This window comes from Myroides marinus, from assembly GCF_900109075.1.
GTDB lineage: Bacteria > Bacteroidota > Bacteroidia > Flavobacteriales > Flavobacteriaceae > Flavobacterium > Flavobacterium marinum_A.
Map to the genome: position 1 here is coordinate 170,016 of NZ_FNYS01000002.1, position 24,852 is coordinate 194,867.

General features: G+C 35.0%; 20 protein-coding genes. 8 read left to right on the forward strand and 12 right to left on the reverse strand.

The genetic code is table 11. From position 1 onward, the window contains the following. Positions 1-17: 17 nt before the first annotated feature. From BMX53_RS03155 to metG, 5 genes are all read left to right on the forward strand, one after another. Positions 18-1,445 (forward strand): DUF5074 domain-containing protein, encoded by a 1,428-nt coding sequence (locus tag BMX53_RS03155; RefSeq protein ID WP_074744614.1) that lies wholly within the window; start codon positions 18-20, stop codon positions 1,443-1,445. Between the two features lie 136 nt (positions 1,446-1,581). Next, positions 1,582-2,145: a hypothetical protein gene (locus tag BMX53_RS03160; RefSeq protein ID WP_038985904.1), complete on the forward strand. Its 564-nt coding sequence runs from the start codon at positions 1,582-1,584 to the stop codon at positions 2,143-2,145. A gap of 6 nt (positions 2,146-2,151) precedes the next feature. Further along, positions 2,152-2,619: a cytochrome d ubiquinol oxidase subunit II gene (locus BMX53_RS03165; protein WP_074744616.1), complete on the forward strand. Its 468-nt coding sequence runs from the start codon at positions 2,152-2,154 to the stop codon at positions 2,617-2,619. Between the two features lie 23 nt (positions 2,620-2,642). After that, entirely contained in the window at positions 2,643-2,891 is a 249-nt protein-coding gene (locus BMX53_RS03170; RefSeq protein WP_038985902.1) for a hypothetical protein, read from the forward strand. Between the two features lie 195 nt (positions 2,892-3,086). Next, positions 3,087-5,147 carry a methionine--tRNA ligase gene (gene metG, locus BMX53_RS03175; protein WP_074744618.1) on the forward strand — a complete coding sequence of 687 codons (2,061 nt, stop codon included), beginning with the start codon at positions 3,087-3,089 and terminating at the stop codon, positions 5,145-5,147. A gap of 78 nt (positions 5,148-5,225) precedes the next feature. Here the strand turns inward: metG and BMX53_RS03180 are convergent, their stop codons facing one another. From BMX53_RS03180 to uvrC, 10 genes are all read right to left on the reverse strand, one after another. Beyond that, a complete protein-coding gene (locus tag BMX53_RS03180) occupies positions 5,226-6,176 on the reverse strand; it encodes an aldo/keto reductase (RefSeq protein WP_074744620.1) in 951 nt (316 codons plus the stop codon). Positions 6,177-6,276: 100 nt separating this feature from the next. Further along, positions 6,277-9,090, reverse strand: coding sequence for a TonB-dependent receptor (locus BMX53_RS03185; protein WP_074744623.1), 2,814 nt, complete (start codon positions 9,088-9,090; stop codon positions 6,277-6,279). A gap of 104 nt (positions 9,091-9,194) precedes the next feature. Continuing rightward, entirely contained in the window at positions 9,195-10,820 is a 1,626-nt protein-coding gene (gene pgi / locus BMX53_RS03190; RefSeq protein ID WP_074744625.1) for a glucose-6-phosphate isomerase, read from the reverse strand. A gap of 15 nt (positions 10,821-10,835) precedes the next feature. Then, a complete protein-coding gene (locus tag BMX53_RS03195) occupies positions 10,836-12,077 on the reverse strand; it encodes a M23 family metallopeptidase (protein ID WP_038985897.1) in 1,242 nt (413 codons plus the stop codon). A 39-nt stretch (positions 12,078-12,116) separates the two neighbouring features. After that, complete coding sequence (locus tag BMX53_RS03200) at positions 12,117-13,037, reverse strand: tryptophan 2,3-dioxygenase family protein (protein ID WP_074744627.1); 921 nt, start codon at positions 13,035-13,037, stop codon at positions 12,117-12,119. 15 nt (positions 13,038-13,052) lie between these two features. Continuing rightward, on the reverse strand, positions 13,053-13,832 hold the full coding sequence (locus BMX53_RS03205; protein WP_038985895.1) for a DUF3108 domain-containing protein: 780 nt from the start codon (positions 13,830-13,832) through the stop codon (positions 13,053-13,055). Between the two features lie 261 nt (positions 13,833-14,093). Beyond that, positions 14,094-15,254 carry a 4-hydroxyphenylpyruvate dioxygenase gene (hppD, locus tag BMX53_RS03210; RefSeq protein ID WP_074744629.1) on the reverse strand — a complete coding sequence of 387 codons (1,161 nt, stop codon included), beginning with the start codon at positions 15,252-15,254 and terminating at the stop codon, positions 14,094-14,096. Between the two features lie 36 nt (positions 15,255-15,290). Then, positions 15,291-16,457, reverse strand: coding sequence for a homogentisate 1,2-dioxygenase (locus BMX53_RS03215; protein WP_038985893.1), 1,167 nt, complete (start codon positions 16,455-16,457; stop codon positions 15,291-15,293). A gap of 558 nt (positions 16,458-17,015) precedes the next feature. Beyond that, positions 17,016-19,256, reverse strand: a complete 2,241-nt coding sequence (locus tag BMX53_RS03220; protein ID WP_074744631.1) for a patatin-like phospholipase family protein — start codon at positions 19,254-19,256, stop codon at positions 17,016-17,018. 19 nt (positions 19,257-19,275) lie between these two features. Then, positions 19,276-21,072, reverse strand: a complete 1,797-nt coding sequence (uvrC, locus tag BMX53_RS03225) for an excinuclease ABC subunit UvrC (RefSeq protein ID WP_038985891.1) — start codon at positions 21,070-21,072, stop codon at positions 19,276-19,278. 204 nt (positions 21,073-21,276) lie between these two features. Between uvrC and BMX53_RS03230 the strand changes: the two genes are divergently transcribed. Beyond that, the gene (locus BMX53_RS03230; RefSeq protein ID WP_074744633.1) at positions 21,277-21,474 is read left to right on the forward strand and encodes a hypothetical protein; all 198 of its coding nucleotides are present in this window, start codon (positions 21,277-21,279) and stop codon (positions 21,472-21,474) included. Between the two features lie 364 nt (positions 21,475-21,838). Here BMX53_RS03230 and BMX53_RS03240 read toward each other — a convergent pair whose 3' ends face one another. Both BMX53_RS03240 and BMX53_RS03245 read right to left on the reverse strand, forming a co-directional pair. Beyond that, the gene (locus BMX53_RS03240) at positions 21,839-22,336 is read right to left on the reverse strand and encodes a hypothetical protein (RefSeq protein ID WP_074744635.1); all 498 of its coding nucleotides are present in this window, start codon (positions 22,334-22,336) and stop codon (positions 21,839-21,841) included. 271 nt (positions 22,337-22,607) lie between these two features. Then, positions 22,608-22,841, reverse strand: coding sequence for a hypothetical protein (locus BMX53_RS03245; protein WP_038987276.1), 234 nt, complete (start codon positions 22,839-22,841; stop codon positions 22,608-22,610). Between the two features lie 449 nt (positions 22,842-23,290). Here BMX53_RS03245 and BMX53_RS03250 point away from each other — a divergent pair, with 449 nt between their 5' ends. Both BMX53_RS03250 and BMX53_RS03255 read left to right on the forward strand, forming a co-directional pair. Beyond that, positions 23,291-24,238 carry a succinylglutamate desuccinylase/aspartoacylase family protein gene (locus BMX53_RS03250; protein WP_038987274.1) on the forward strand — a complete coding sequence of 316 codons (948 nt, stop codon included), beginning with the start codon at positions 23,291-23,293 and terminating at the stop codon, positions 24,236-24,238. Then, entirely contained in the window at positions 24,238-24,801 is a 564-nt protein-coding gene (locus tag BMX53_RS03255; protein ID WP_074744637.1) for a 5-formyltetrahydrofolate cyclo-ligase, read from the forward strand. The genes BMX53_RS03250 and BMX53_RS03255 overlap by 1 nt, the downstream gene beginning before the upstream one ends. Positions 24,802-24,852: the final 51 nt, after the last annotated feature.

Below are 24,852 nucleotides of genomic sequence, written 5' to 3' on the forward strand. Positions count from 1 at the left end.
AAACTAAAAAAGCTACAATGAAAAAAACGATATTAACTCGCTCTCTAGTATTCTCATTACTTGCCTTTACTATAGCATGTAGTTCTAATGATGACAATCAAAATGAGAATGGTTTTAAAATCATTCCTCCTTCACAACCTACTCCATTGATTCAACCTAGTGGGTTCTATATCGCTAATGAAGGTTGGTTTGGTCATGAAGAAGGAAGTGTAAACTTCTTAGATTACGGATTAAATAGATCATATAGAATATATGCTAACGCTAATGAAGGTAAGACTCTAGGTACAACTACTACAATGGGAGTGACATTCGGTGAGAATTACTATCTAATATCTAAACAACGAAATAAACTGGTAGTAACAGACAAATCTTTTAAAGAAATAAAAACTATCAAGGATATACCTGGATCACAAGCTAACGCATTCGTAGGTATCTCTAACAACAAAGCGTATATATCAACTACTAATGGTATCGCGATACTTAACACTTCTGACCTTATCATCAGAGGAACTGTAAACGGAGTTACTAAGATGACTGGTAATATGGTCTATGTGGATGGTAAAGTATATGCTGTAGTACAGGGTGGAGGTCTAGTAATAATCGACACAGACACGGATGCTGTGATAGGTACTAAAGAAGGTGTATATACTCAAGTAACACTAGATAAAAATGGTATCGTATGGGCTGGTAAAGGAAATGAAATAGAACGCATAAACCCAAAAGATAACAAAGACAATAAGTCTTTCTCTATAGCTAATGCTCCAATACAGGGTAAATGGGGGGCATGGAATCCTGGATCTATGTCGCCTAGTATGAAAGAAGATGCTATCTACTGGATCGCTAATGATGGTGCATGGAATGGAGGAAGTAAAATAGCTAAATTTAATACTCAAACAGGAGAATTAAACACTGAGTTTTTTGATCTTGGTAAAGATGACCTAGGTAAAAGTTTAGAATTCTATGCTGCTGGATTAAGGGTAGATCCAGTAAAGGATGATTTAGTACTAGTGTATAAAAGAGCAGGTTGGGGTGATAATGGTGGGTATAACTGGACAAAAATAGTATCTAATACTGGTAGTGCTAAAGGATCTGTATTTATGGAAGGTGGAACTGTCAATGAGGCTAAAGGACATTATTGGTTCCCTTCTATTCCATTCTTCCAAGACAATAATGCTCCTGAGATTTTAGTAAACCAAATAGTACTAAAAGCAAACAAGGAATTTAGAGTTGCTCTTAAAGATATCGTGGTAGATCAGGATAGCCCTTATGCATTGATAGAAAAGTCTGTAAAGAACTTAGAAAACGAGTTCGGATATGCTACTATCGAAGGGGAAGAATTAGTGCTAAAACCAAGTAGTAAAATCGGAAAAACGGCAATGAGTATGACGGTTATTTCGAATGGAAAAAAGGTTCAAAAAAACGTAGAAGTTTGGGTTAGAGAATAACTCTATCCTACTGATTATAAAACGAAAGGTTGCTTTAAAGCAGCCTTTCTTGTTTAAGATACTAAGCTAAAAAAGACAAGTGAAAATTGTTAATCAAGTAATATCTTTTTTCGTACTTTTGATTAAAATTTAAGCTATGAAAACAAGAACTTTACTAACTACATTATCACTATTCTTAGTGATCTTACTTAGTAGCTGTAACAATAAAGATATTACTGCATCTAAAGCTTATGATACTGTAGAGGCATACTTGGCAGATAAACCCGAGTTCGAAAGCACAACTATTCATTTAGGAAAGAAAAAGCTGAGAATGAAAAAAGATAGTCTGCAAATAGAACAATACAAAAACTTAGAAAAAGATGGTTATATAGAATTCGCGGAAGAGACTTCTAAAAAGAAATGGCTATCTAAAGATTCTATCTGGAATGTAACACTTAAGCTGACAGAAAAGGCTCATCCGTATGTGATCGACCAAAAGAATGATAAAGTCACTGTAAAAACAGTACTATATACTCTAGGCGATAGTAGTAATCTACAGCTGAACAATAGAAGTAAAAAATCTGCTACTGCATCTGTAATGCTTAACAAAGAATATACGCCATTCATCGCGCTAGCTAAAGATAAAAACCCAAATACAAAGTTCATCACGAAGAAATACAAGCTTCGCTTTAGTGAAGAGAACGGTTGGACAATTAACTAATAAGCAATGGGAAAGAATATTACCATATTAGCTCTTTTACAGCTGAGTTTAGCTATAGTGTCTTCAATACTTATCTCTAAGATGTCATTTATAGGTAAGATAGGTATCTCTCTGATGTATAAACAGTATACTGTATTCAAAACTCCGTGGAAAACTGCTCTAATAATCTTTGGGATACAGGTATTCTTAATCTTGTTATTAGCATTATTTAAACGTTTTGCTTCAAATAAGGTTAGTCATACCATTTCTTTTGTATTTTTGGTAATTGGAGCTATAGGTGTTTATTATACTTACCTTGATTTCACTACGACTTCTCATAAGTATATGAAGTTTTACTTCCACCTTGGGTTTTACTTGTTTTGGTTTAACTGGATATTGAGCTGTATTTACTTCTTCTTCCTTAAAGGGAAAAAGAAAGTTACAGTAGATACTCCAGAGGATATAAACCAACCAATGCAACCAAATTTAGAATAAATAAAACAACAATATTACTCACCATGAATAAACACATTATGTTAATGGCAACTATGGCTATGATGGCTGTAGGATGCAAAGAAAATAAAGCTACTACTCCTAATGAGCCTACTCCTGCAGAGTCTTCGTCAATGAAGAATTCTGATAACGAGGGATCAATGGCTATACCAATGCATGGCACTGGTGAGAATAGTTCTTCTGCTACTAATGGAAGTTTTAAAATGGATGAGGATATGAAAAAAAATATCCAAGATCAAAAGGCTCAACAATAAGACGCCTATACATTTTACAAATTAGTATGACCTTAGAACTACTTACGTTTTTCTAAGGTCATTTTTTTTTATAAATAATTTAAAGAATAAACAACCTATCTCGAATTTGAGTCAAAAATAAATAGTCGTAATCCGTTAGTATTGTTTATTTTTGCATTCTTATTAAATTCGTTTGATATTAACAGTAATTGATATATGATACAAGAACCTAAAAGATATACTATTACAGCAGCATTGCCTTACACGAATGGACCTATCCATATCGGGCACTTAGCTGGTGTATATGTACCTGCTGATATTTATGCAAGATTCTTGCGTTTGCAAGGAAAAGACGTAGCTTTTATATGTGGAAGTGATGAGCATGGAGTAGCTATCTCTATGAAAGCAAAGAAAGAAGGTATTACGCCTCAACAAGTAATTGATAAATACAATGGTATTATCAAGCAATCTTTTATGGATTTTGGTATTTCTTTAGACAATTACTCTCGTACGTCTTCATCTATTCACCATCAAACAGCTTCTGAATTCTTTAAAAAACTATACAACGAAGGTAAGTTTATTGAAGAAGTAACAGAACAGTTATATGATGAGAAGGCTGATCAGTTCTTAGCTGACCGTTTCGTAACTGGGACTTGTCCGAAGTGTGCGAATGAGGAAGCTTACGGGGATCAATGTGAGAAATGTGGTACTTCATTAAATGCTACTGATCTTATCAACCCTAAGTCAACAATCACTGGGACTAAGCCTATTTTAAAATCTACAAAGCACTGGTTCTTACCATTAGACCAATATGATACATTCTTACGTGAGTGGATCTTAGAAGGTCATAAAAACGACTGGAAACCTAACGTATATGGTCAAGTAAAGTCTTGGTTAGAAGATGGGTTAAAACCTCGTGCTGTAACGCGTGACTTAGATTGGGGTATTCCTGTGCCTGTAGAAGGTGCTGAAGGAAAGGTTCTTTATGTGTGGTTTGATGCTCCTATCGGATACATCTCTTCTACTAAAGAATGGGCTCTACGCGAAGGTAAAGATTGGGAACCATATTGGAAGTCTGATGATACTAAGTTAGTACACTTTATTGGTAAAGATAATATTGTATTCCACTGTGTTATTTTCCCTGCAATGTTGAAAGCAGAAGGTAGTTATATCCTTCCTGACAACGTGCCTGCTAATGAGTTCTTAAACTTAGAAGGTAACAAACTTTCTACGTCTAAAAACTGGGCTGTATGGCTTCATGAGTACTTAGAAGATTTTCCTGGTAAACAAGATGTGCTTCGCTATGCCTTGACATCTAATGCTCCTGAGACAAAAGATAATGACTTTACTTGGAAAGACTTCCAAGCAAGAAATAACAATGAGTTAGTTGCTATCTTCGGTAACTTTATTAACCGTGTAGTTGTATTAACTAACAAATATTACGAAGGTGTAGTGCCTCAACCTAATGAGTTCTCTGATGTTGACATTGCTACATTGACTGAACTTAGAGCGTACCCAGGTGTAATCGAAAGTTCAGTAGATAGATATAGATTCAGAGAGGCATTGTCAGAAATGATGAATGTAGCTCGTTTAGGTAATAAATACTTGGCTGATGAGGAACCTTGGAAACTAATCAAGGAGAATCCAGAAAGAGTAAAAACACAAATGTATGTAGCACTTCAAATAGCTGCTGCTTTAAGTACTTTAGCTGAGCCATTCTTACCATTCACTGCAGATAAGTTGAAATCAATTCTTAAGTTAGAGTCTCCTATCAAATGGAGTACTATAGCTGAAGATAAAGTATTATTACCTGCTGGGCATACTATCGGACAAGCTGAGTTATTATTCGCTAAGATAGAAGATGAGGAAGTGCAAAAACAATTAGATCGCTTAGAAGCTTCTAAAAAGGCTAACGCTGCTGCTGCAAAAGTTGTAGATCCTCAAAAAGAAACAGCTACTTATGAAGACTTCGCTAAGTTAGATCTACGTGTAGGTACTATCGTAGAAGCAGAGAAGATGCCAAAAGCAAATAAACTACTAGTACTAAAGGTAGATACTGGTATGGATGTACGTACTATTGTATCTGGTATAGCAGAACACTTTAAACCAGAAGAAGTAATTGGTAAACGTGTGACTGTGTTAGCTAACCTTGCTCCTCGTGCTTTAAGAGGTGTAGAGAGCCAAGGTATGATCCTAATGACAGAAGACCAAGATGGTAAGTTGGTATTCGTTAATCCAGATGATCAAAACGTAAAAAACGGAGCAACTATTAACTAGTATTCGCTTCTAATAAATAACAAAAGGGGAGTTCTAATTGAGCTCCCCTTTTACTATTCTATACATTTGATATCTTACTTAGTATGCACTTACTTTATCAAGTAAATTCATTTCTTCTACAGATAACTTAATATCAACTGAACGAAGTAAGCTCTTTAATTGTTCATTAGATGTTGCACTTACTATCGGAGTACTTATTGATGGTTTATGTATTTGCCAAGCAATAGCAACTTCAGCTATCGTTGCATTATAGTCTTTAGCAATCTTATCACAGAGATTTAGAATATTTAATCCGCGTTCATTAATATAACCTTTCACCATATCTTTACGCGCACTCTTTTCAATATCTTCTAATGATCTATACTTACCACTAAGAAAACCACTTGCTAAGGCAAAATAGCTCATTACAGCTAACTTCTCCTCTTCTACCAAAGACAAGTACTCTTGCTCATACTTAATACGGTCATAAAGATTATAAAGAGGTTGAATAGCTATATACTCAGCCCATCCCTTATCTCTAGCTATAGCATTACTACTTACTATACGATCCACTTCAAGATTAGAAGCACCTAAATAACGAACCTTACCAGCCTTAATAAGATCATTAAAGGCTTCCATTGTTTCCTCTTGTGATGTTTCTAAGTCATCATAGTGAGAGAAATACAAATCAATATAATCTGTTTGTAAACGCTTAAGTGAAGCATCAACACAGTCATATATATATTCTTTTTTCAATCCTCTAGTACCGTCGCCCATACGTCCACCAACTTTAGTAGATAGAACTATATTATGTCTCTTCTTACTCTCTTTAAACCATTTCCCGATAATAGCCTCTGATTCACCACCTACATTGGCAGGAGCCCAATGTGAATAATTATTAGCTGTATCGATAAAAGTCAACCCATTCTCATATAATTCATCTAGCATCTTGAAAGATGCCTTTTCATCTAATGTCCATCCGAATACATTACCTCCAAAAGACAATGCTGGCACCTCTAATTCAGATTTACCTAACTTATATTTTTTCATATATTCTATATTTATCAATTAACTACTCAAGTAAAATTACACAATAAAAAAAGGAGACCATAAATGATCTCCTTTTTTGTGATATATTTTGTATAACTGATTAGAAGTTATAACGTAATGCTACGTTCCAAGTTCTTCCAGCACCAAACCAAACTTGGTTAGATGTATCAACACCTTTCCATGTTTTTCCTGTAGTTCCTTTATCTCCAACTCTCTTAGAAGTATTACCTTCAGCAATGTATACTGTATCAAATACGTTGTTTACGTTTGCTCTAATAACTACTGAGTTAGATTTATCTTTTCCTACTTTCATAGTATAAGTCATACCTAAATCAAATAAGTTAAAGCTTGGTAATTCCATTGCTCCTTTATAATTACGATCAGAAGCAGCCATTACATCAATATTTGAATATAACTTATCTACAAAACGGTAAGTACCATCAAATTTTAATCCTTCGATTACTTCATAGTCTAAACCTAAACTTGCAGTCAACTGAGGAGCTGATCCTACTTTAGAATCTTTTAAATACAAATCTCTTGTAAGAACATTTCCATCTTTATCTGTCATAGCTTCATTTGTATCACGATCTAATAAAGTAGCTCCTTTTATATCCTTAGTATAATTCCAATCTCCATAAGAGAAAGACCCATTAATTGTTAAACGATCTGTTGGGCGAGAATTGAAATCGAACTCAACACCTTTGTGTAATTGAGCTAATCCGTTTAACTGAACATTCCCTTGATACTTGATAGGTTTACCATCAGCTCCAGGTAATTCAATAGTAGATGATTTTCTTTCAATACGATCTTCCCAAGAAGTTCTATAAACGTTAACGTTAGCATTAAAGTATGCAGAACGGAATCCGTAACCTAATTCAACACCAAAGATTTTTTCATTCATTAAATCTGGGTTCAATTGGTTTGTATTGTTAATATAAACCCCATTAAAGAATGGTTGTTTAGAATAGTAACCAACATTTCCGAATACATTGTGGTGTTCATTAATGTTGTAGTTCACTCCCCCTTTAACATTACCTCCAACTAAACTTTTCCAAGAAGTAGTTGATTGTTGTTTCCAAGGTTTTAATTCTTTACCATCATTACCATGAGTTCTTCCGTCTTGTACAAAATTATCTACACGTTGGAAATCTTGATTAGAGATAGCTCCTTGAATGAAAGCAGTAAAGTTATCTTTAGAGTACTCAAATTGAGTAAATGCACCATACCAACGAACATTACCATCATTGTTGTATTTTACATCTCCTACATTGTTTTTATCAGCCCATGGGTTGTAACTAACTTGTGATCCATAACTATTAGTAACAATGTATCCATCTTTACCATAGTTAAGATTTCCTGTTTCTTTATAACCTGTTGATCCTAAGAAATCAGATACGTTATTAAAGTGGTATCCTTTATAAGTACGAGCATCAACTCCAATATCCCAAGTAAAGTTCTCACTTAACTTTTTGTTTAAGTTAATTACTGTCCCATACCAGTTATGTGAGTTAACAGAGTTTAAACGTGTGATACCGTTGTTATTATCATTAATAGAAGTTCCTTTAGCAGGACCTCCAAATGGATTTGTTAATCCTTGATTATATGCTACGATGTCATCCATACGTAACTGTCCATCAGCTCCAAGTACTCCATCAGCATATTTGTAAACAGTCTTACCGTCTTTATCAGTAGTCGCAACTTTACCATTCATGCTAGCTCCACCTCCACGGCCCCAAGAACCGTAAACAACTGCACCTAATTTAGTAGTTTCATTAATTTGCCAATCATAGTTGATAGACATTACTGGTTTATGATAATAGTTTTGTTTACCATTATACATTTTACCATCTAAATATCCCCAATCTTTGTTGTATTTGATATTTGGATCTCCATTACTTCCTTGAGCAATATACTCATCGATAGAAGTATAAGTAGAACGTTGTCCGTGAGTTTGAGGAGCACCAGTAAATGTAAACTGAACATTGTGTTTAGAATCTTTAGAACGGTATCCTAACCCAACGAAATAGTTACTAGCCTCAAAATTTGTTCCTTGAACATAACCATTTCCACGGTTGTAGCTCATTAATACAGAAGCAGAGAATCCGCTCTCTAAAACACCTGTATTATAAGAAGCAGTTCCTTTAAAGTAATCATTATTACCAACACTAGCCATAATAGATCCTCCTTGTCTAGCATCAGCTGTACGAGTAAGAATATTAATAGTTCCTCCGATAGAAGAAATAGCTAATTTAGAAGATCCTAATCCACGTTGAACTTGCATAGCAGATGTAACATCTGATAAACCAGCCCAGTTTGACCAATAAACAGAAGAGTTCTCCATATCGTTAACAGGCATACCGTTAACCATTACAGCGATATTCTTTTGATCAAATCCACGAATGTTAATTTTAGAATCACCAAATCCTCCTCCTGATTTAGAAGTATAAACTGAAGGTGTTGTGTTTAAAATTTCAGGAAATTCTTGAGAACCAAGTTTTTCTTGAATTTGAGCTGCTTTAATTGTAGAAACAGCTACTGGAGTTTTACGATCTTTCGCTACGTCAGCAACACCCATAATAACGATGTCTTCTAACAAGTTTTCGTCTGCAGAAAGTACTACAGATCCAAGATCAGCTTTCTTATCAGCGCCAACTTTGAAAGCTACAGTTTTTGATTGATAACCAATAAAAGAGATAACTACTTCTCCTTTATCACCAGAAACAGTCAATTCGAATTTACCATCCATATCAGATGACGTACCGTTTTGAGTCCCTTTTACTATCACTGTTGCACCAGGTAATCCCGATTGGAATTCTCCATCTACAACTATACCAGTGATTTTGTTTTGTGAAAATGCAGACACTGAGGTAAGAATCATTACCATCATCAGCATCCAGTTCTTCAAGTTTTTCATTTTGTAAGTGTAAGTGATAAAATTATTTTCGCGACAAATGTACAAAAACATATATACGCAATGTTACCAAAACATTAAAATTAACGTTTTATCACTATTTAGACTTATTCTACAATTCTGTTTTTCACAAAATATCTCAATAAAAACTCAGTAGAACTATCATGTTCACATATATTTTTGGTTTTAATTTCGTTTTGTATATTCTTTGCCAAAATTTTACCGTACTCTACACCGAACTGATCGAAACTAAAAATGTTCCATATCACCCCCTGTACAAATGTCTTATGTTCATACAATGCGATTAATTCACCTAAAGACCTTGGACATAATTTCTGTATCAAGATTGTATTTGATGGTTTATTACCACAAAACTCTCTAAAGTTACTTAAAAAAGGCCCTCCATCACTTTCATATTGCTCTCCATCTTTCCCTTTTAAAAGCGCTTCGCTCTGCCCAAAGAAATTAGACATCAAAATATCATGATTCGAACTCTCTTTAAAGTGAGGATTAACAAATCCAATAAAATCTATTGGAATTACTTTTGTCCCTTGGTGAAACAGCTGAAAGAAAGCATGTTGAGCAGATACTCCCACTTCACCCCAAATTAATGTTCCTGTTTGATAATTAACTGGGCTTCCACTTCTATCTTTATTCTTACCATTACTCTCCATAATCATTTGTTGTAAGTGAGCAGGTAATTTACCTAACAACTGACTATACGGAACAACAGCCTCCGTTTCATAACCATAAAAGTTATTGTACCACACACTTAATAAAGCAAGTACCACAGGAATATTATTCTTATTTTCTTCTTCTAAGAAATGGCGATCCATCGCATAAGCCCCATCTAACAATTTCTCAAAATTATCATACCCTACAGCTAATGCTATAGAAAGACCTACCGCACTCCATAGAGAAAAACGTCCACCTACGAAATCCCACATTGGATAAATATTCTCTCGCTTTAGTCCGAAGCTCATTGCTTCTTCTATAGCTACAGACACACCAACATAATGAGAACTCAAGTCAACATCACCTAAACTACGAACTAACCATTGTTTTACTTTCTTAGCATTTTCAATGGTTTCTTGTGTTGTAAATGTCTTCGACACAATCAACACTAACGTAGTTTCAGGATTTAATTTATTTAAAACAGACTGTAAGTAATCATCATCTACATTAGAGATATAATGCATTCCCAATTCATTGCGATAATTAGCTAATGCATGCACTACCATCTTTGGTCCCAAGTCAGAACCTCCAATACCAATATTAATTACATCTGTAAATTTCTTTCCAGAATATGAAGTATAAGTCCCATTAAGCACTCTACTAGTAAAGTCTTTGATACGTATACGAGTATCTCTAATCTCAGGTAAAACATCTTCTCCTGCAACTACTACAGATTCATCTGCTGACAAATTTCTCAATGCTGTATGCAGCACAGCTCTTTGTTCTGTTGCATTAATAATTTGCCCCTGATACATAGCTTTGATTGCATCCTTAAGCTTTAACTCATCAGCCAGCTCTAATAACAAATCTATTGTTTCTTCAGTTACTTTATTCTTTGAGTAATCTAATAAAAAATCATTCCACTCAATGTGCATCTTATTAGCTCTCTCTGAATCATTAGCAAAAAGATCTTGCATCTGCACAAACTCCATTTGTGCAAAATGCTCCCTAAGCTTTTTCCAAGCTAAAGTACCCGAAGGATTTATACTCTCTAACATTACAACAACTAACTATTATTCTCCTTGAAATTTTTCGTTTAATACTTTATCCAATTCCTCTTTTAAAGGAGTCATATAAGCCTTAAATGCAGGCATATCTCTTTTTTCCATTGGTTCAGAGTTAGGAAGGTTTTGACTCAATGGATCTACCTGTACTCCATTTTTCCAAAATCTATAACATACGTGTGGTCCAGTTGCTAGACCAGTACTACCTACCAGCCCAATTGTTTGCCCCTGATCTACACGCTGACCAGTTTTCACAAGTATTTTAGACATGTGTAAATACTGAGTTGAATATGTACCACTGTGTTTCACTTTTACAAAGTTACCATTTCCAGCAGTATATCCAGCTCTTTCTACCACACCTGCCGCAGTCGTCATAATCGGCGTTCCCGATGGAGCAGCATAATCTGTTCCATTGTGAGCTTTCCATGTTTTTTGCACAGGATGAAAACGACTCTTTGTGTATTTCGAAGTAATTCTAAAGAATTTTAAAGGAGCCTTTAAGAACATTGCCTTCATAGGTCTTCCTAGCTCATCAAAATACTCAGTAGATTTATACCCCTCTCTTTTATACGGGAAAGAATATAAATCCTTTCCTCTATATCTAAAATAAGCAGCTTCAATCTTAGAAATTCCTAGATAAACACTGTCATTAATATATTTCTCTTCAATAGTAAATGCAAATCTATCCTCTGGGCGAAGTTTAAAGAAGTCAATAGACCATGCAAATATCTGTGACATTTTAGTAGCTAAAGATTGATCTACACCCTCTCTTGCTAAACTAGCAGAAAGAGAACCTTCTATCTCAGACGCGACAGTTCTACGCTTAATAGTTACTGGATATGTGATTGTATATGCACTAATAGAATCACGTAAGTCGATAACTTGGTACCCTGTTACATTAGGATGATAAATAAATGCAGCTAACTTCTCTTGATTTTTTCTATACTTAACTAACGCATAAGGTTGTCCAACTCTAATATTTCTAACGTTAAACGTATCTTTTACTTGAGTTACGATATTAAGCACTTCTGTAGAACCAATATTATTATCTCCAAATATTTTACCTAGATTATCTCCACTGCGAATAGTATCCTCTACTAAAACATAATCTTTTAACTGAAAACCGTAAAGCTCCCCAACTATCTCTTCTGCATGTTCAGTCTTTGGTTGTTCTTCTATTGTAATTTCTTCTGTCTTTTTACACGAAAAAAGTGCAGCACTGACAAGTATACTGTATATAAAATGCTTCAAAACTCTATAATCTCTTTATTTTTCAACTTCTTCTCCTTACTATTTCCCCCAATTAGCCTTCTCTTCCTCACTCCATAATTCTGGAAAGAATATGCGTTTTTGATATTGTGGCAACATATATTTCTTCCAGTCACTACCTCCAGTAGCTTCCTTCGTTTCCCCTGTATGGCTTTCTAGATACTTCACAGCTGCTTCATAGTGTCCCATCACCCATGTCACATTCACCGTTTTATCTAAATGACGCATAGCATCTATCAGTCCTTTATCCGATTTGGCTTCTTCGGGTAATTTCACAAATTTCTGCCATAAATTTGTTTTTTCATAATCTTTCATGGCTTTAACAAATATTTCACAATACTTGTTTTCAAACTCTCTTAGAAGATATGATTTTTCCCCTGTCCTATAATCTTTACCAGCTGCTTGCCAATACATATATTCTAACGCATCACGTTCAGAAATATTTTGTGGTAAATCAGCCACATAACGTTTATCTATCAAATTAATCCAATCTGTACAACCAAACTCGATCAAACGATATTGACTACTCTGAAATCCACTAGCAGGAGCTAAAGTATTTCTGAATTTTAAATATTGCTCTACCTCCATCCCTTCTTTCATAATAGTAAAAGAAGAAGTCAACATATCAAAATAACGACTAATACGAGCTAGCCTATCTGTAAAGAAAGCTACAGTAAGTGCTTCATCAGAACAAGAACTAACTTGATCTAACTCCCATAAAATCATTTTAAAAAGAAGTTCATTCACTTGGTGATACATAATAAACACCATCTCGTCGGGCAAGACAGTTCTCTGAGTTTGGAGATTAAGCAATGCGTCTGTTTGGATATAATCCCAATACGTAATTGGCTTTGCATAAAGCATGCCCTCTATCTGTGTCTCAGCTTTAATCCCTAAGTCATTAAAGCGATTCACTACTTCAGAGAATTTATTATCTATCATAGTTTTTGGTATGTCTTACTTTTCGAATTCTAATTGTTTAACCAGATTCTTGTAATTATCAAGATCAGCTTTTAAAGAACCAACTAATAAACTTGCTTTAATACGCACAGGTACTTTATTTACATCTGCACTTACCCAAACAGTCAAACTTTCTTGCTCCTTAAACACACGTCCTGCCATTACATATGGCCTAAACTTTAAGGTTTTCAATTTACCAAATTTTGTCTTTAAAACTTCAGTTCCTAGATATTTTAATTTAAATTTAGATATTTCTCCGTCGAAGAACATATCTATCTCCACAGACTCACCTACTTTTAAGCTATTTAACCCAGGGTATTTACGCAGATAATAGAAGGCTGACACTATATCCTGAGCGTTTCGAGTGATATTAAAAGACTTTTCTGTTTTCTTCTCATAATCCTTCACAGTCACCTTCATTGTCTTATAATCAAACCATCCTTCTTGATCTTTTGTATACCCTCCCTCATCTATTTTACGAACAAAACGATGTGGAACGACGTTATCTCTCTCAAAATAGCTCTCGTAATTATCATATACCTTAAAGAAAGCTTTAGTAATACCAGTAGTATACCCAATACCTTTAGCATGATATACAGGTACCCCTCCTTGCATAGTTTCGCTTAAAGTTAAAGTAGCGATACCAGCATTGACAAGTCCATAACTAATCTTAAATTGTAGAAATTCTTTGTTATCAAAGGCCTTCACAGAAGTTTGTGAATACAGAAAACTAGTGCATAGCATAGTCACTAGTAACATTAGGAAGTTCTTTTTCATATTTTGGCAGCATTTTAATTCAAAAATATAAAACAAAAAAACCCAGTCAAAGAAATGACTGAGTTTTTATGCTATTAACCAACCAAAAAACTATAAATTATGAAAAATTTATTACACTCAAATAAAGCTTATGACGACTTTATTTTTGCGAGTGCAAATGTATAGCTTTTTACGGATTAATACTATCCTTATTGGTTTTTAACTTATAATTAACTTTACAGTCCTTATAACAACCGTATTTAGTATTTAATTAACTGAATCTTAAAGCGTTCCTCTCTTCTCTTGTTCTCTCTCGATAGACTCAAAAAGCGCCTTAAAGTTACCTGCTCCGAATCCTCTAGCTCCCATACGTTGGATAATTTCGAAAAATAAAGTAGGACGATCCTCTACAGGCTTAGTAAATATTTGTAATAAGTACCCTTCTTCATCAGCATCAATCATAATACCTAGCTTCTGAAGTTCTTTAATATCTTCCTTCATCATATCCATATGTACACCTAAACGCGCAGGGATCATATCATAATAAGATTGAGGTGGTGCAGACAAGAATTCTACTCCTCTATTCTTCATCGCAGCTACAGTTTTGATGATATCATCAGTAGCTACAGCAATATGTTGTATACCTGCTCCATTGTAGAAGTCTAAATACTCCTCTACTTGTGATTTCTTTTTACCTTCTGCAGGTTCATTAATAGGAAACTTAATTCTTCCATTTCCATTAGACATCACTTTACTCATTAGAGCAGAGTACTCTGTATTGATCTGCTTATCATCAAAAGACAAGAAATTCACAAATCCCATCACATCCTCATACCACTTAACCCATGTGTTCATCTCATTCCATCCCACATTACCTACCATATGATCTACATACTTTAATCCTACTGGAGAAGGATTATAATCACTTTCCCATTTCTTAAACCCTGGTAAGAATGTCCCTTTGTAGTTTTTGCGTTCTACGAACATGTGCACAGTCTCTCCATAAGTATAGATACCAGCTCTCACCACTTCACCAAACTCATCTTTCTCTACCACTGGTTCCATATATGATTTAGCACCACGACTAGTTGTCTCTTCATAAGCCTTACGAGCATCTTCTACCCATAACGCCACTACTTTAACTCCATCACCGTGCTGTACAATATGATTATTTAACTCTGACTCCGCAGTTAACGGAGTAGTTAATACTATTCTGATTTTGTCTTGTACTAATACATAAGACGCTCTATCTCTAACTCCTGTCTCTAATCCTGCATACGCTAATGACTGAAAACCAAATGCAGTTTTATAGAAATGAGCCGCTTGCTTAGCATTCCCAACAATAAATTCAACATAATCAGTTCCTAATAAAGGCAAGAAATCTTGTGCTCCTTCAAATATCTTCTCTAAGCCAAATTCTACTGACGTTACTTCTTTACTCATAATTTATAGTTTTTTAGGTTGTTGTTTGTTTTTTAGTTATTTCTCTGGTTCTAACCAAGATTGGTAATATTTTTCATCTGCTATTTTCATAGCTTCTTCTGTCAACATTAATGGTTTGAATGTATCCACCATCACTGCTAACTCTTGTGTTTCAGTTTTACCTATAGAGCGTTCTACAGCACCAGGATGAGGCCCATGTGGAATACCCGCTGGGTGCAATGAGATATGTCCAGCTGCAATATCATTTCGACTCATAAAATCTCCATCTACATAGTACAACACCTCATCACTATCAATATTACTGTGATTATATGGTGCCGGAATAGAATCAGGATGATAGTCATAAAGGCGTGGTACAAACGAACAGATCACAAATGCATCTGTCTCAAAAGTCTGATGTACTGGTGGTGGTTGGTGTATTCTACCAGTTATAGGCTCGAAGTCATGGATAGAGAACGCATACGGATAGTTGTACCCATCATACCCTACCACATCGAAAGGGTGAGTAGCGTATACCATATCGAATATCTCATCCTGCTTACGTACTTTAATTAAGAAATCACCCGTTTCATTATACGTTTCTAATTCTTGAGGTCTACGGATATCACGTTCACAGAATGGAGAATGTTCTAATAACTGTCCAAACCAGTTGCGGTAACGCTTAGGAGTATAGATAGGTCTTCTAGACTCTACTATAAACAATCTATTATCTTCAGTATCGAAGTCTATCTGATAGATAATACCACGTGGTATTAATAAATAATCTCCATACTTAAAAGTAAGGTTCCCCAGCATAGTGCGTAGAGTTCCCGTTCCCTTATGTATGAATAACAACTCATCCGAATCTGTGTTCTTGTAGAAATAATCCTTCATCGATTGTTTAGGAGCCGCTAATACAATGGTACAGTCACTATTGGTCAAAACTGCTTTTCGGCTGTCTAAATAATCATTCTCAGGATCTACTTGAAATCCTCTTAATCGATAAGATTGAATGTTGTTTGCTTTTGCGATTTTAGGAGCTACACTATACTGCCCTAAGATCTTTTTTACTTGAGTAGGTCTATGCTCGTGATACATATTAGTTGACATCCCGTCAAAACCAATTGTACCGAACAATTGCTCATAATACAAGTCTCCGTTTTCCTTTCGGAACACCGTATGACGTTTAGGGGGAATACTCCCTAAGTGATGATATAAAGGCATAATTACTTATAATTTTTTGGTTGGTAATAAAAAACATAGAGTCACCTATAACATATCAACAAAGTAAAACCTCAACATTCAACCGTATCAAGACAATTATAATCAACAAAACAGTTGAAATAATAAAGTATTACACATACACAGAAATAGCTATAAACATCATTCAAGTGCTTAACACGCTATTAAAAGTTACACATAAAAGGGTTTTACTATTGTAGTAAATAAAGGCTATCTATAAAGTATAATAAGTAAGAGTTCTCACTCAGGCTTGCGCTTGATGAGAAACTTTAAATAAGCCAATAAACCGTCCCATTGTGTTTTCATAATAACACAAATATCGACATAAAAATGAATTATACAACTTTTAGTCTAAATTTATTTTACATATCCACAACAAAACATCCCATATAAAATCATATTCTCAAACACACATAACACATATCAAACAATGCAAACGTTTTTTATTAGAAAAACTTTAAACAGTATAAAAACTTACAATAAATAAAGCCCATTAAACACGTGTTTAATGGGCTTTATTTATATCATTACACTTACATACTAGAACCAGAATCCAACAGCAAATATTGCTGATGTACTACCTGTATCAGGCGAATAAGTATATTTAAACTCTATAGGTCCTATCATGGTCTGCATACCATATCCTACAGCATATCCAGTATACTTCGCACGAGTAAACCAATCGGAACTACCGAAGATATTATCTCCTGCATTAGCATAGTTTGCTGTAAAATTAATGTGGTGCTTCTTGAATATCTCATAGTCAAAAGTAATACTACCTGTTATAAAAGAGTTCCCACCTATACTCAACAAATCGTATCCATAAAACGGAACAACATTATCTCTATCAGCAAATCCGTATCCTCCTAAATAATATCCAAATCCAATACTAGGAATACTTCCTCCTAATGATGTACCTAATCTAGATCTAAGGTCTACTGCCAACTTATTAGTAATACGTGTAGCATATCCTACCTGTCCAGTAATCGTAGAAAAGTTATCAAAGTCATACGCTAGACTATTCCCATTATTTGAAGAGTAAAAGAAGTTTTTATACTCCCCTTTAAATAAGAATCCCTTTCTTGGGAAATACCTATTGTCATAAGTATCCATCGTCACATTTAAGAATCCTCCCAAATAATGATTTCTATCAAAACGAGAATAAGGAATATTTATCGTCTTACTTCTAATATCTAAGAAGCGGTGTTCTATACCAATATTTAATAAATACTTCTGCTTATAGAAAGACTGAAAATACAGCTTGTTTTCTAAGTCAGCATAGTCTACCCCGAACATAGATGGAGCTCCTTCTATCACGATAGGTTCTCCACTTGCTTCACTAAGAATAGAGAATGGCAAATCTCTTTTAAATTGATTATATCGAGATGATACTCCTACACTCCAATAGAAACCGTTATCGATAAAATAATTAAAATTATAACGAACATTATCTCCTAAAGCTAAATCTAAAGACGCAACATCACTCTTCGTAAATAAGTTCTTCTGAGTCACATTGACTAATGCAGCTGCTTTATACAGTCCGTCATAGTGTACTCCAAGTTTTAAGTAGCGATTTACAGGATTCTCTACTAACGTCATATCTAACTCATCCTTTTCTCCGTCAGCGATAAAGCGGTAAGTCATACTACTAAAGTTTTCTGTACCATTTAGCTGTGTAATACCATCTGCTAATTGATCAAAAGATATCTTAGTATTAGGCTTGAACCCTAGCTTACCATGTACATATCTTCGAGTGAATCGGTTCAGTCCATGTATATCTATCTTAGACACACTTATCGAGTCTGACTCTTTAGGCACATAGTGCTCTTTAGCCACATCCTTATTCCCTCCTAATAACTTAAGATCTACTATCACCTTATTAGCGGCGTCTACCCCTCTAGAAATAATTGGCTCTCCTTCGTCAAAAGAAACCACTGTATATCCTACAATATCAGGTTTGATATATACATCAGTCTTAGGCAGCTTATCTTTCATCTGTCTAATCGTAGAATAATTAGATATCTGCAGTAATAAATCAGGCGCACCTTCTATCTCTTTTATCGTCTTTAAGTCATCCTGTACATCTACACCGATAACAATATCAGCTCCCATTTTACGTAACTCATCGATCGGATAGTTATTCACCACACCTCCATCGATCAAGTATTTACCATCTATCTCCACTGGAGCAAACAAAGATGGAAACGCGCCACTTGCAAGTATTACTTGTGGTAGGTACCCTTCTTTTAATATCACTGGCTCTCCTGTCTCAAGGTTAGTAGCGATACATAAAAAAGGAACCTTTAACTTACTAAAATCGTCTACGTGACGCACATGCGCCAATAGTTTATTCATCAGGTTATAATTGTACATCCCTCGAGATAATGCCTTTGGAAAACCAATCTTAAACTTATCGAACGGCAATGTCAATGCGTATATCTCATCATTTTTCTTCTCATAGAACGATTTAGAGATACGAGGTATATAATCCTTAATCAGAGCTGACACATCTATACTATTAAAGATAGAGTCAAGCTCAGTAGCTGTATATCCAGATGCATACAGACCCCCGACTATAGCTCCCATACTGGTCCCTGCTATATAGTCAACTTTCACCCCTTCTTCCTCCAATACTTTTAGCACTCCGATATGAGCTAATCCCTTAGCACCACCTCCACTTAGTACTAAACCTACCTTCGGTCTATCCTTTTCACCCTCCGCAGCATAACTATTTGATGTTAAACATATAGCGAGTAAAATCACTGTAATTATTCTTCGCATAGCTTTTTCAATTTTTCCTCTAATTTACTTGAAAAAAATCAAATACTAGCTTTCCTTTAGACTTTCCTATAACTTTTTCTAAGTCCTCTAGACTAGCCTCTTTGATTCTTTTTGTTGATTTAAAATGGTTCATTAGTGTAGTCTTTGTCTTCTCACCCACACCACTTATGCTATCCATTTCACTTGTTATTGCATTCTTACTTCTTTGATTTCTATGGAAAGTTAATCCGAATCGGTGTGCCTCATCTCTCAAGTGAATAATCACCTTCATCGTCTCCGATCGCTTATCTAGATACAGCGGAATGCTATCTCCTGGATAAAAGATTTCTTCTAGTCTCTCAGCCAAACTGATGATAGCCACTTTCCCTCTAATACCTAATCGCTCCAGACATCCCACAGCTACACCCAGCTGTCCTTTACCTCCATCTATCACGATTAAGTCAGGCAAAGGTTGTCCCTCTTCTAGTACTCTCTTATAGCGTCTATACACGATTTCTTCCATCGTATCATAATCATTCGGCCCCTCCACAGTCTTCACATTAAAGTGGCGATAATCCTTCTTACTTGGCTTCCCATCTTTAAACACTACACAGGCAGACACTGGATTAGTACCGTGTATATTCGAGTTATCAAAACACTCTATATGTCGAGGTTCCACATGCATACGCAAATCCTTCTTCATCTGAGTCATGATACGATTCACATGACGTTCAGGATCTACTATCTTGATTTGTTTTAGTTGATCTATTCTGTAGTACTTAGCGTTTCGTTCAGATAAGTCTAGTAGCTTCTTCTTATCCCCTAACTTTGGCACAGTCACATGTATTCCATCCTGAACCTCAACATCAAAAGGAACAATAATCTCTTTCGAGTTCAAGTGAAAACGCTCTCTTAATTCTGTAATTGCTAATTCTAACAGCTCCTCATCTGTCTCATCCAGTTTCTTCTTTAACTCCATCGTATGCGATCGGATAATGGCACCGTATGATACTTGTAAGAAGTTTACATACGCCGCTGACTCATCAGAGATAATTGAGAACACATCTACATTACTAATCTTAGAGCTCACGATAGTAGACTTAGACTGGTAATTCTCTAACAAGTCTATCTTATCCTTGACCTTCTGCGCTTCTTCAAACTCCATATTCGAAGCCAACTCCATCATATAATCCTTAAAGTCCTTCAGACTATCTTTAAAGTTTCCTTTCAGAATATCACGTATTGCTTTTATCTTATTGTCATACTTCACATCAGATTCGCGTTCTTCACATGGCCCACCACAGTTGCCGATATGATATTCTAAACAGACTTTATACTTACCACTTCGGATATTACTCGTAGTCAAATCTAGGTTACACGTACGCAACGGGTATAACTCTTTAATCAAGTCTATAAGTGTATGCACAGTCTTAATACTCGTATAAGGACCGAAATATTCTGACCCGTCCTTTACCATACGACGAGTAGTGAACACTCTCGGAAAAGGTTCTTTCTTAATACATATCCATGGATAACTCTTATCATCTTTTAACAACACATTATAGCGAGGTTGCAACTGCTTAATCAAGTTATTCTCTAACAATAATGCATCTGTCTCCGTAGGAACTACGATGTGCTTTATCGTCACTATCTTCTTAACTAATACATTCGTCTTAGCGTTATCGTGAACCTTATTAAAGTACGAACTAACTCTTTTCTTTAAATTCTTTGCCTTACCGACATAGAGGATCTTATCATCCTTGTCATAGTATTGATATACTCCTGGTTGATCTGGTAATGTCTGAATCTGTATCGCTAAAGAAGGTGTAACCTGCATAATAATCTGTTATGAAATACAAATTTAAACTTTATGAAATACTTATCCCGTTTCGAGATAAGTTTATTGTTCTACTTAACTTTCTTAGCACTGTATTGAGTGTAGTCATTAGTATCAAACTCATTACAATTATTTAACGCCCTATATTCTAACAGTATAAAAGCATTTTAAACATCCTTGTATCAATGAATTAGTCAAAACGATATGAAAAAACAAACTATATCAAATAGCGAAGAGAATACAGCTAGTGTTTTGACGCATATTTCCTCTATTCCTCAGTATGACCATATACTAGGTGAATTGCCTCAATGGCAAAAAGACATTCTAGACCAGAGACTTAAAAACCTAGAACACGAAAGCAATTTGAAGCCAATAGATGAATTATTAGATTTATTGGATTAACTATTTCATATACTGTTCTTTATCATACAGATGCTACACATGATATTATATCAGCTAAGCATTGGTATAAAGAACAATTAGATGGTTTAGACAAGAGGTTCACATTAGCCATCAAACAAACGATAATACTTATCTCTTCCAATCCTCTTCAATTTGAAATAAGATATAGAAATACCCGTATAGCATATACTCCAGTATTTCCTTATGGTGTCCACTACACCCTAAATCAAGACAACAATACTAGCAGTAATGCATACTTCTAGAAAGAGAAGAAACTCCTAAGTGTGTACTTAGGAGTTTCTTCTCTTTTTACTAATCTTCTTATCATATCTTAGGATAGATTTTACTGCGTTGTTTTTATCTATTACTTTTCCTCTCTTCTCATATACAACAATAATCCTACTAAATACTCATTATCAATCGTAATAGTTCTTATCAGCTCTTTTCTAATATTTAAACTTCGGAAGAACTCACCTTTCACATCGATTAAAGATACTCGTATTGAATGTTTAAAAATATTCTCAATATACCCGACCAAAATATAATCACTAGACTCCAAACCTATCTGAAACAAAATATTATTCGTAAATAAACAATTAAGTACACCATCTATGCTTTCTTCATTTACCCATCTACTATCTGACTGAGCAAGTAATTTAAGCTTCTCATTAATGACATATTTTTTTACCTGATTATCGATAGAAGTAATCCTTCGCACATACTTCATATTGACTATTATTACCCCATCCAAGAAGAAATCGTCTGTTACTTCTTTTAGCACTATGAAATCACTCTTGTTTTCATAAATCACACCCGTAATTTTTTCTTTCCATCTGTTTACTTTAACCTCTACTATATCCATAACTACAATTTGATAATAATATTCACTTAGGATAGTCCTGAAAACAATTGTATACTTCTCAAAAAACTTTATTAACAAGAAAAAAACATCACCCTCACCCTAGTAATCAGTAAGATATGATTCGATTGTGAGTTTTCTACTAACCCTTTTTTAAAGAAGTCCAATACCTCCTTTTCTAATCCTTCCATAATCTAACGCACAATTATGCTGTTAAAGCTTTATAGCCTACCTAGCCTAAATTACAAATCGACACTATAATTTATAGGATCCATCAGGACTCTAATTGATAAGTAATAGCAGGGTTATCAAATCCGTTTTCAAAAATGTGCAACCTACTACAAGTAGGACATTTAACAGTTATTATCATCTCACGATACAACACTTCTGTATCTACCAATCCCTGAAAGTTATCATACTTCTGATCTGATATCATCAAATACTGATGAGGAGAAGGTATCTCACTTAAGTTGATTACCTCACTACATACACACTTAAGTTTAGGCATATATTTTTAATTTATCTTTAATAATTTCCCTCTTCATTTATACTAAGTCAATAGTAAATATACTTAATCCTCATCAATAATAACATCACAAATCAAATAGGTATGTCCTGATTTTTAATCAATCGCTTACTTACATTGCCCTCATTTGGAGATAATAAGCTCATTTGATTAAAACGAGCTAATATGATCATTCAAAAACAACATAAATTACTGATTATCAATATACAACAAAATATAAATTTACTTTTGTTTTGATAGTGTTTGGTAATTCTCTGTGTTTACTTGGGATGAGAGGCTGTTTTCAAAACCGTAGCAAACTCGTACCCAAAGCATCTACTATCTGTGTTACAATATTAGAGCAAGTTTAAACCCTTTCAATTAAAACTCAATTGGGATACTGCCTAAATTCGAAACTTTTAATATCTTCACAATCAAAAATTGTTAGGAAGATGACCATATTAGACGAAACGATATTGCCTGGTGAGACTAAGACACTTAACTTAGAAATCGCCAGACTACATACAGCTACTAAGCTAAAGATACCTGTAATCGTATCTAGAGCTAAGCTAGATGGGCCTACTGTACTATTATCTGCTGGACTTCATGGTGACGAACTAAACGGAGTAGATATCGTACGCCAAATCGTACATAGTGAAATGAATGTACCTAAGAGAGGAACGATAATCTGTATTCCTGTGATTAATATATTCGGGTTTATCAACAAGACTCGTGAGTTCCCTGACGGGCGTGATATGAACAGAGTGTTCCCGGGTAGTAAGACAGGTTCTTTAGCTGGGAGATTTGCTCATTATCTAGTGACCTACATACTACCTCATGTGGATTATGCTATCGATTTTCACGCAGGTGGGGCGAGCAGATTTAACGCTCCCCAAATCAGAATTGCTCCAGAGAGCCAAGAATTAGAGGAGTTAGCTTCTATCTTTCATCCTCCATTCTTATTGTACTCTGCTCAGATATCAGGTTCGTTTAGAAGTGCATGTGCTAAAAAAGGAATTAAAATGCTGTTATTCGAAGGTGGAAAATCTTTAGATATTAACTCTACTGTATCTGATATGGGGGTTGAGGGTACTAAACGATTTTTACATTCGTTTGATATGCTTAGAGATAAGTTTAAGGTAGAGACACCTACTGAAGAGATGACTGTGATTACTAATTCGCTGTGGGTTCGCGCTAGGCAGTCGGGTTTGTTACACGATCAAGTAAAGATTGGGGCTTATGTTGAGAAAGGACAAGTGTTAGCTGAAATATCTGATCCATATGGGAAAGAGAATGTCGCTATCAAGGCTCCAAATGCTGGTTATGTAATCAACGTAAATGACGCTCCTATAGTGTATCAAGGAGATGCGGTATTCCATATCTCAAAAACAATTAAATAATGAACAAAGACAAACTACGATTAAAGTATAAGGCATTACGCGAGGAGTTGCCATCAGAGGCAATAGACAACCTAAGTCTTGATATCGCTAATCAAGCCTTACAACTACCAATATGGGATAAGACAAACTATCATTTATTTTTGAGTATTCAGAATAAGAAAGAGATAGATACAGAATACTTACTTCAGATATTGGCGGGTAAGGATAAGAATGTTATCCTATCTAAATCTGACTTTAAGGAAGGGACGTTAGCACATTACCTATTGACTGACAATACGACTATTAAAGTGAATAGTTATGGAATACCTGAGCCTGTAGATGGTATACAGGTTAGTGAGAAACAACTTGATGTTGTATTTATCCCATTGTTAGCGTATGATAAACAGGGTAATCGCATCGGATATGGCAAAGGATTTTATGACCGCTTCTTAGCGGAGTGCAAACCTGATGTTATCAAAGTTGGACTGAGTTTCTTCCCTCCTGAAGAGCGTATCAGTGATGTAAGAGATGGAGATATTCCTCTTGATTATTGCATTACTCCAACAGAAGTATTCAAATTCTAATTATACACAGCCGAAATAGTATCTATATACTGTTTCGGCTTTTTTAGTTCT

Excerpts from the sequence above, each read along its gene's own strand:
- BMX53_RS03155 (WP_074744614.1), top strand. The coding sequence starts at position 18 with ATGAAAAAAACGATATTAACTCGCTCTCTAGTATTCTCATTACTTGCC.
- BMX53_RS03160 (WP_038985904.1), top strand. The coding sequence starts at position 1,582 with ATGAAAACAAGAACTTTACTAACTACATTATCACTATTCTTAGTGATC.
- BMX53_RS03165 (WP_074744616.1), top strand. The coding sequence starts at position 2,152 with ATGGGAAAGAATATTACCATATTAGCTCTTTTACAGCTGAGTTTAGCT.
- BMX53_RS03170 (WP_038985902.1), top strand. The coding sequence starts at position 2,643 with ATGAATAAACACATTATGTTAATGGCAACTATGGCTATGATGGCTGTA.
- metG (WP_074744618.1), top strand. The coding sequence starts at position 3,087 with ATGATACAAGAACCTAAAAGATATACTATTACAGCAGCATTGCCTTAC.
- BMX53_RS03180 (WP_074744620.1), bottom strand. The coding sequence starts at position 6,176 with ATGAAAAAATATAAGTTAGGTAAATCTGAATTAGAGGTGCCAGCATTG.
- BMX53_RS03185 (WP_074744623.1), bottom strand. The coding sequence starts at position 9,090 with ATGAAAAACTTGAAGAACTGGATGCTGATGATGGTAATGATTCTTACC.
- pgi (WP_074744625.1), bottom strand. The coding sequence starts at position 10,820 with ATGTTAGAGAGTATAAATCCTTCGGGTACTTTAGCTTGGAAAAAGCTT.
- BMX53_RS03200 (WP_074744627.1), bottom strand. The coding sequence starts at position 13,037 with ATGATAGATAATAAATTCTCTGAAGTAGTGAATCGCTTTAATGACTTA.
- BMX53_RS03205 (WP_038985895.1), bottom strand. The coding sequence starts at position 13,832 with ATGAAAAAGAACTTCCTAATGTTACTAGTGACTATGCTATGCACTAGT.
- hppD (WP_074744629.1), bottom strand. The coding sequence starts at position 15,254 with ATGAGTAAAGAAGTAACGTCAGTAGAATTTGGCTTAGAGAAGATATTT.
- BMX53_RS03215 (WP_038985893.1), bottom strand. The coding sequence starts at position 16,457 with ATGCCTTTATATCATCACTTAGGGAGTATTCCCCCTAAACGTCATACG.
- BMX53_RS03220 (WP_074744631.1), bottom strand. The coding sequence starts at position 19,256 with ATGCGAAGAATAATTACAGTGATTTTACTCGCTATATGTTTAACATCA.
- uvrC (WP_038985891.1), bottom strand. The coding sequence starts at position 21,072 with ATGCAGGTTACACCTTCTTTAGCGATACAGATTCAGACATTACCAGAT.
- BMX53_RS03230 (WP_074744633.1), top strand. The coding sequence starts at position 21,277 with ATGAAAAAACAAACTATATCAAATAGCGAAGAGAATACAGCTAGTGTT.
- BMX53_RS03240 (WP_074744635.1), bottom strand. The coding sequence starts at position 22,336 with ATGGATATAGTAGAGGTTAAAGTAAACAGATGGAAAGAAAAAATTACG.
- BMX53_RS03245 (WP_038987276.1), bottom strand. The coding sequence starts at position 22,841 with ATGCCTAAACTTAAGTGTGTATGTAGTGAGGTAATCAACTTAAGTGAG.
- BMX53_RS03250 (WP_038987274.1), top strand. The coding sequence starts at position 23,291 with ATGACCATATTAGACGAAACGATATTGCCTGGTGAGACTAAGACACTT.
- BMX53_RS03255 (WP_074744637.1), top strand. The coding sequence starts at position 24,238 with ATGAACAAAGACAAACTACGATTAAAGTATAAGGCATTACGCGAGGAG.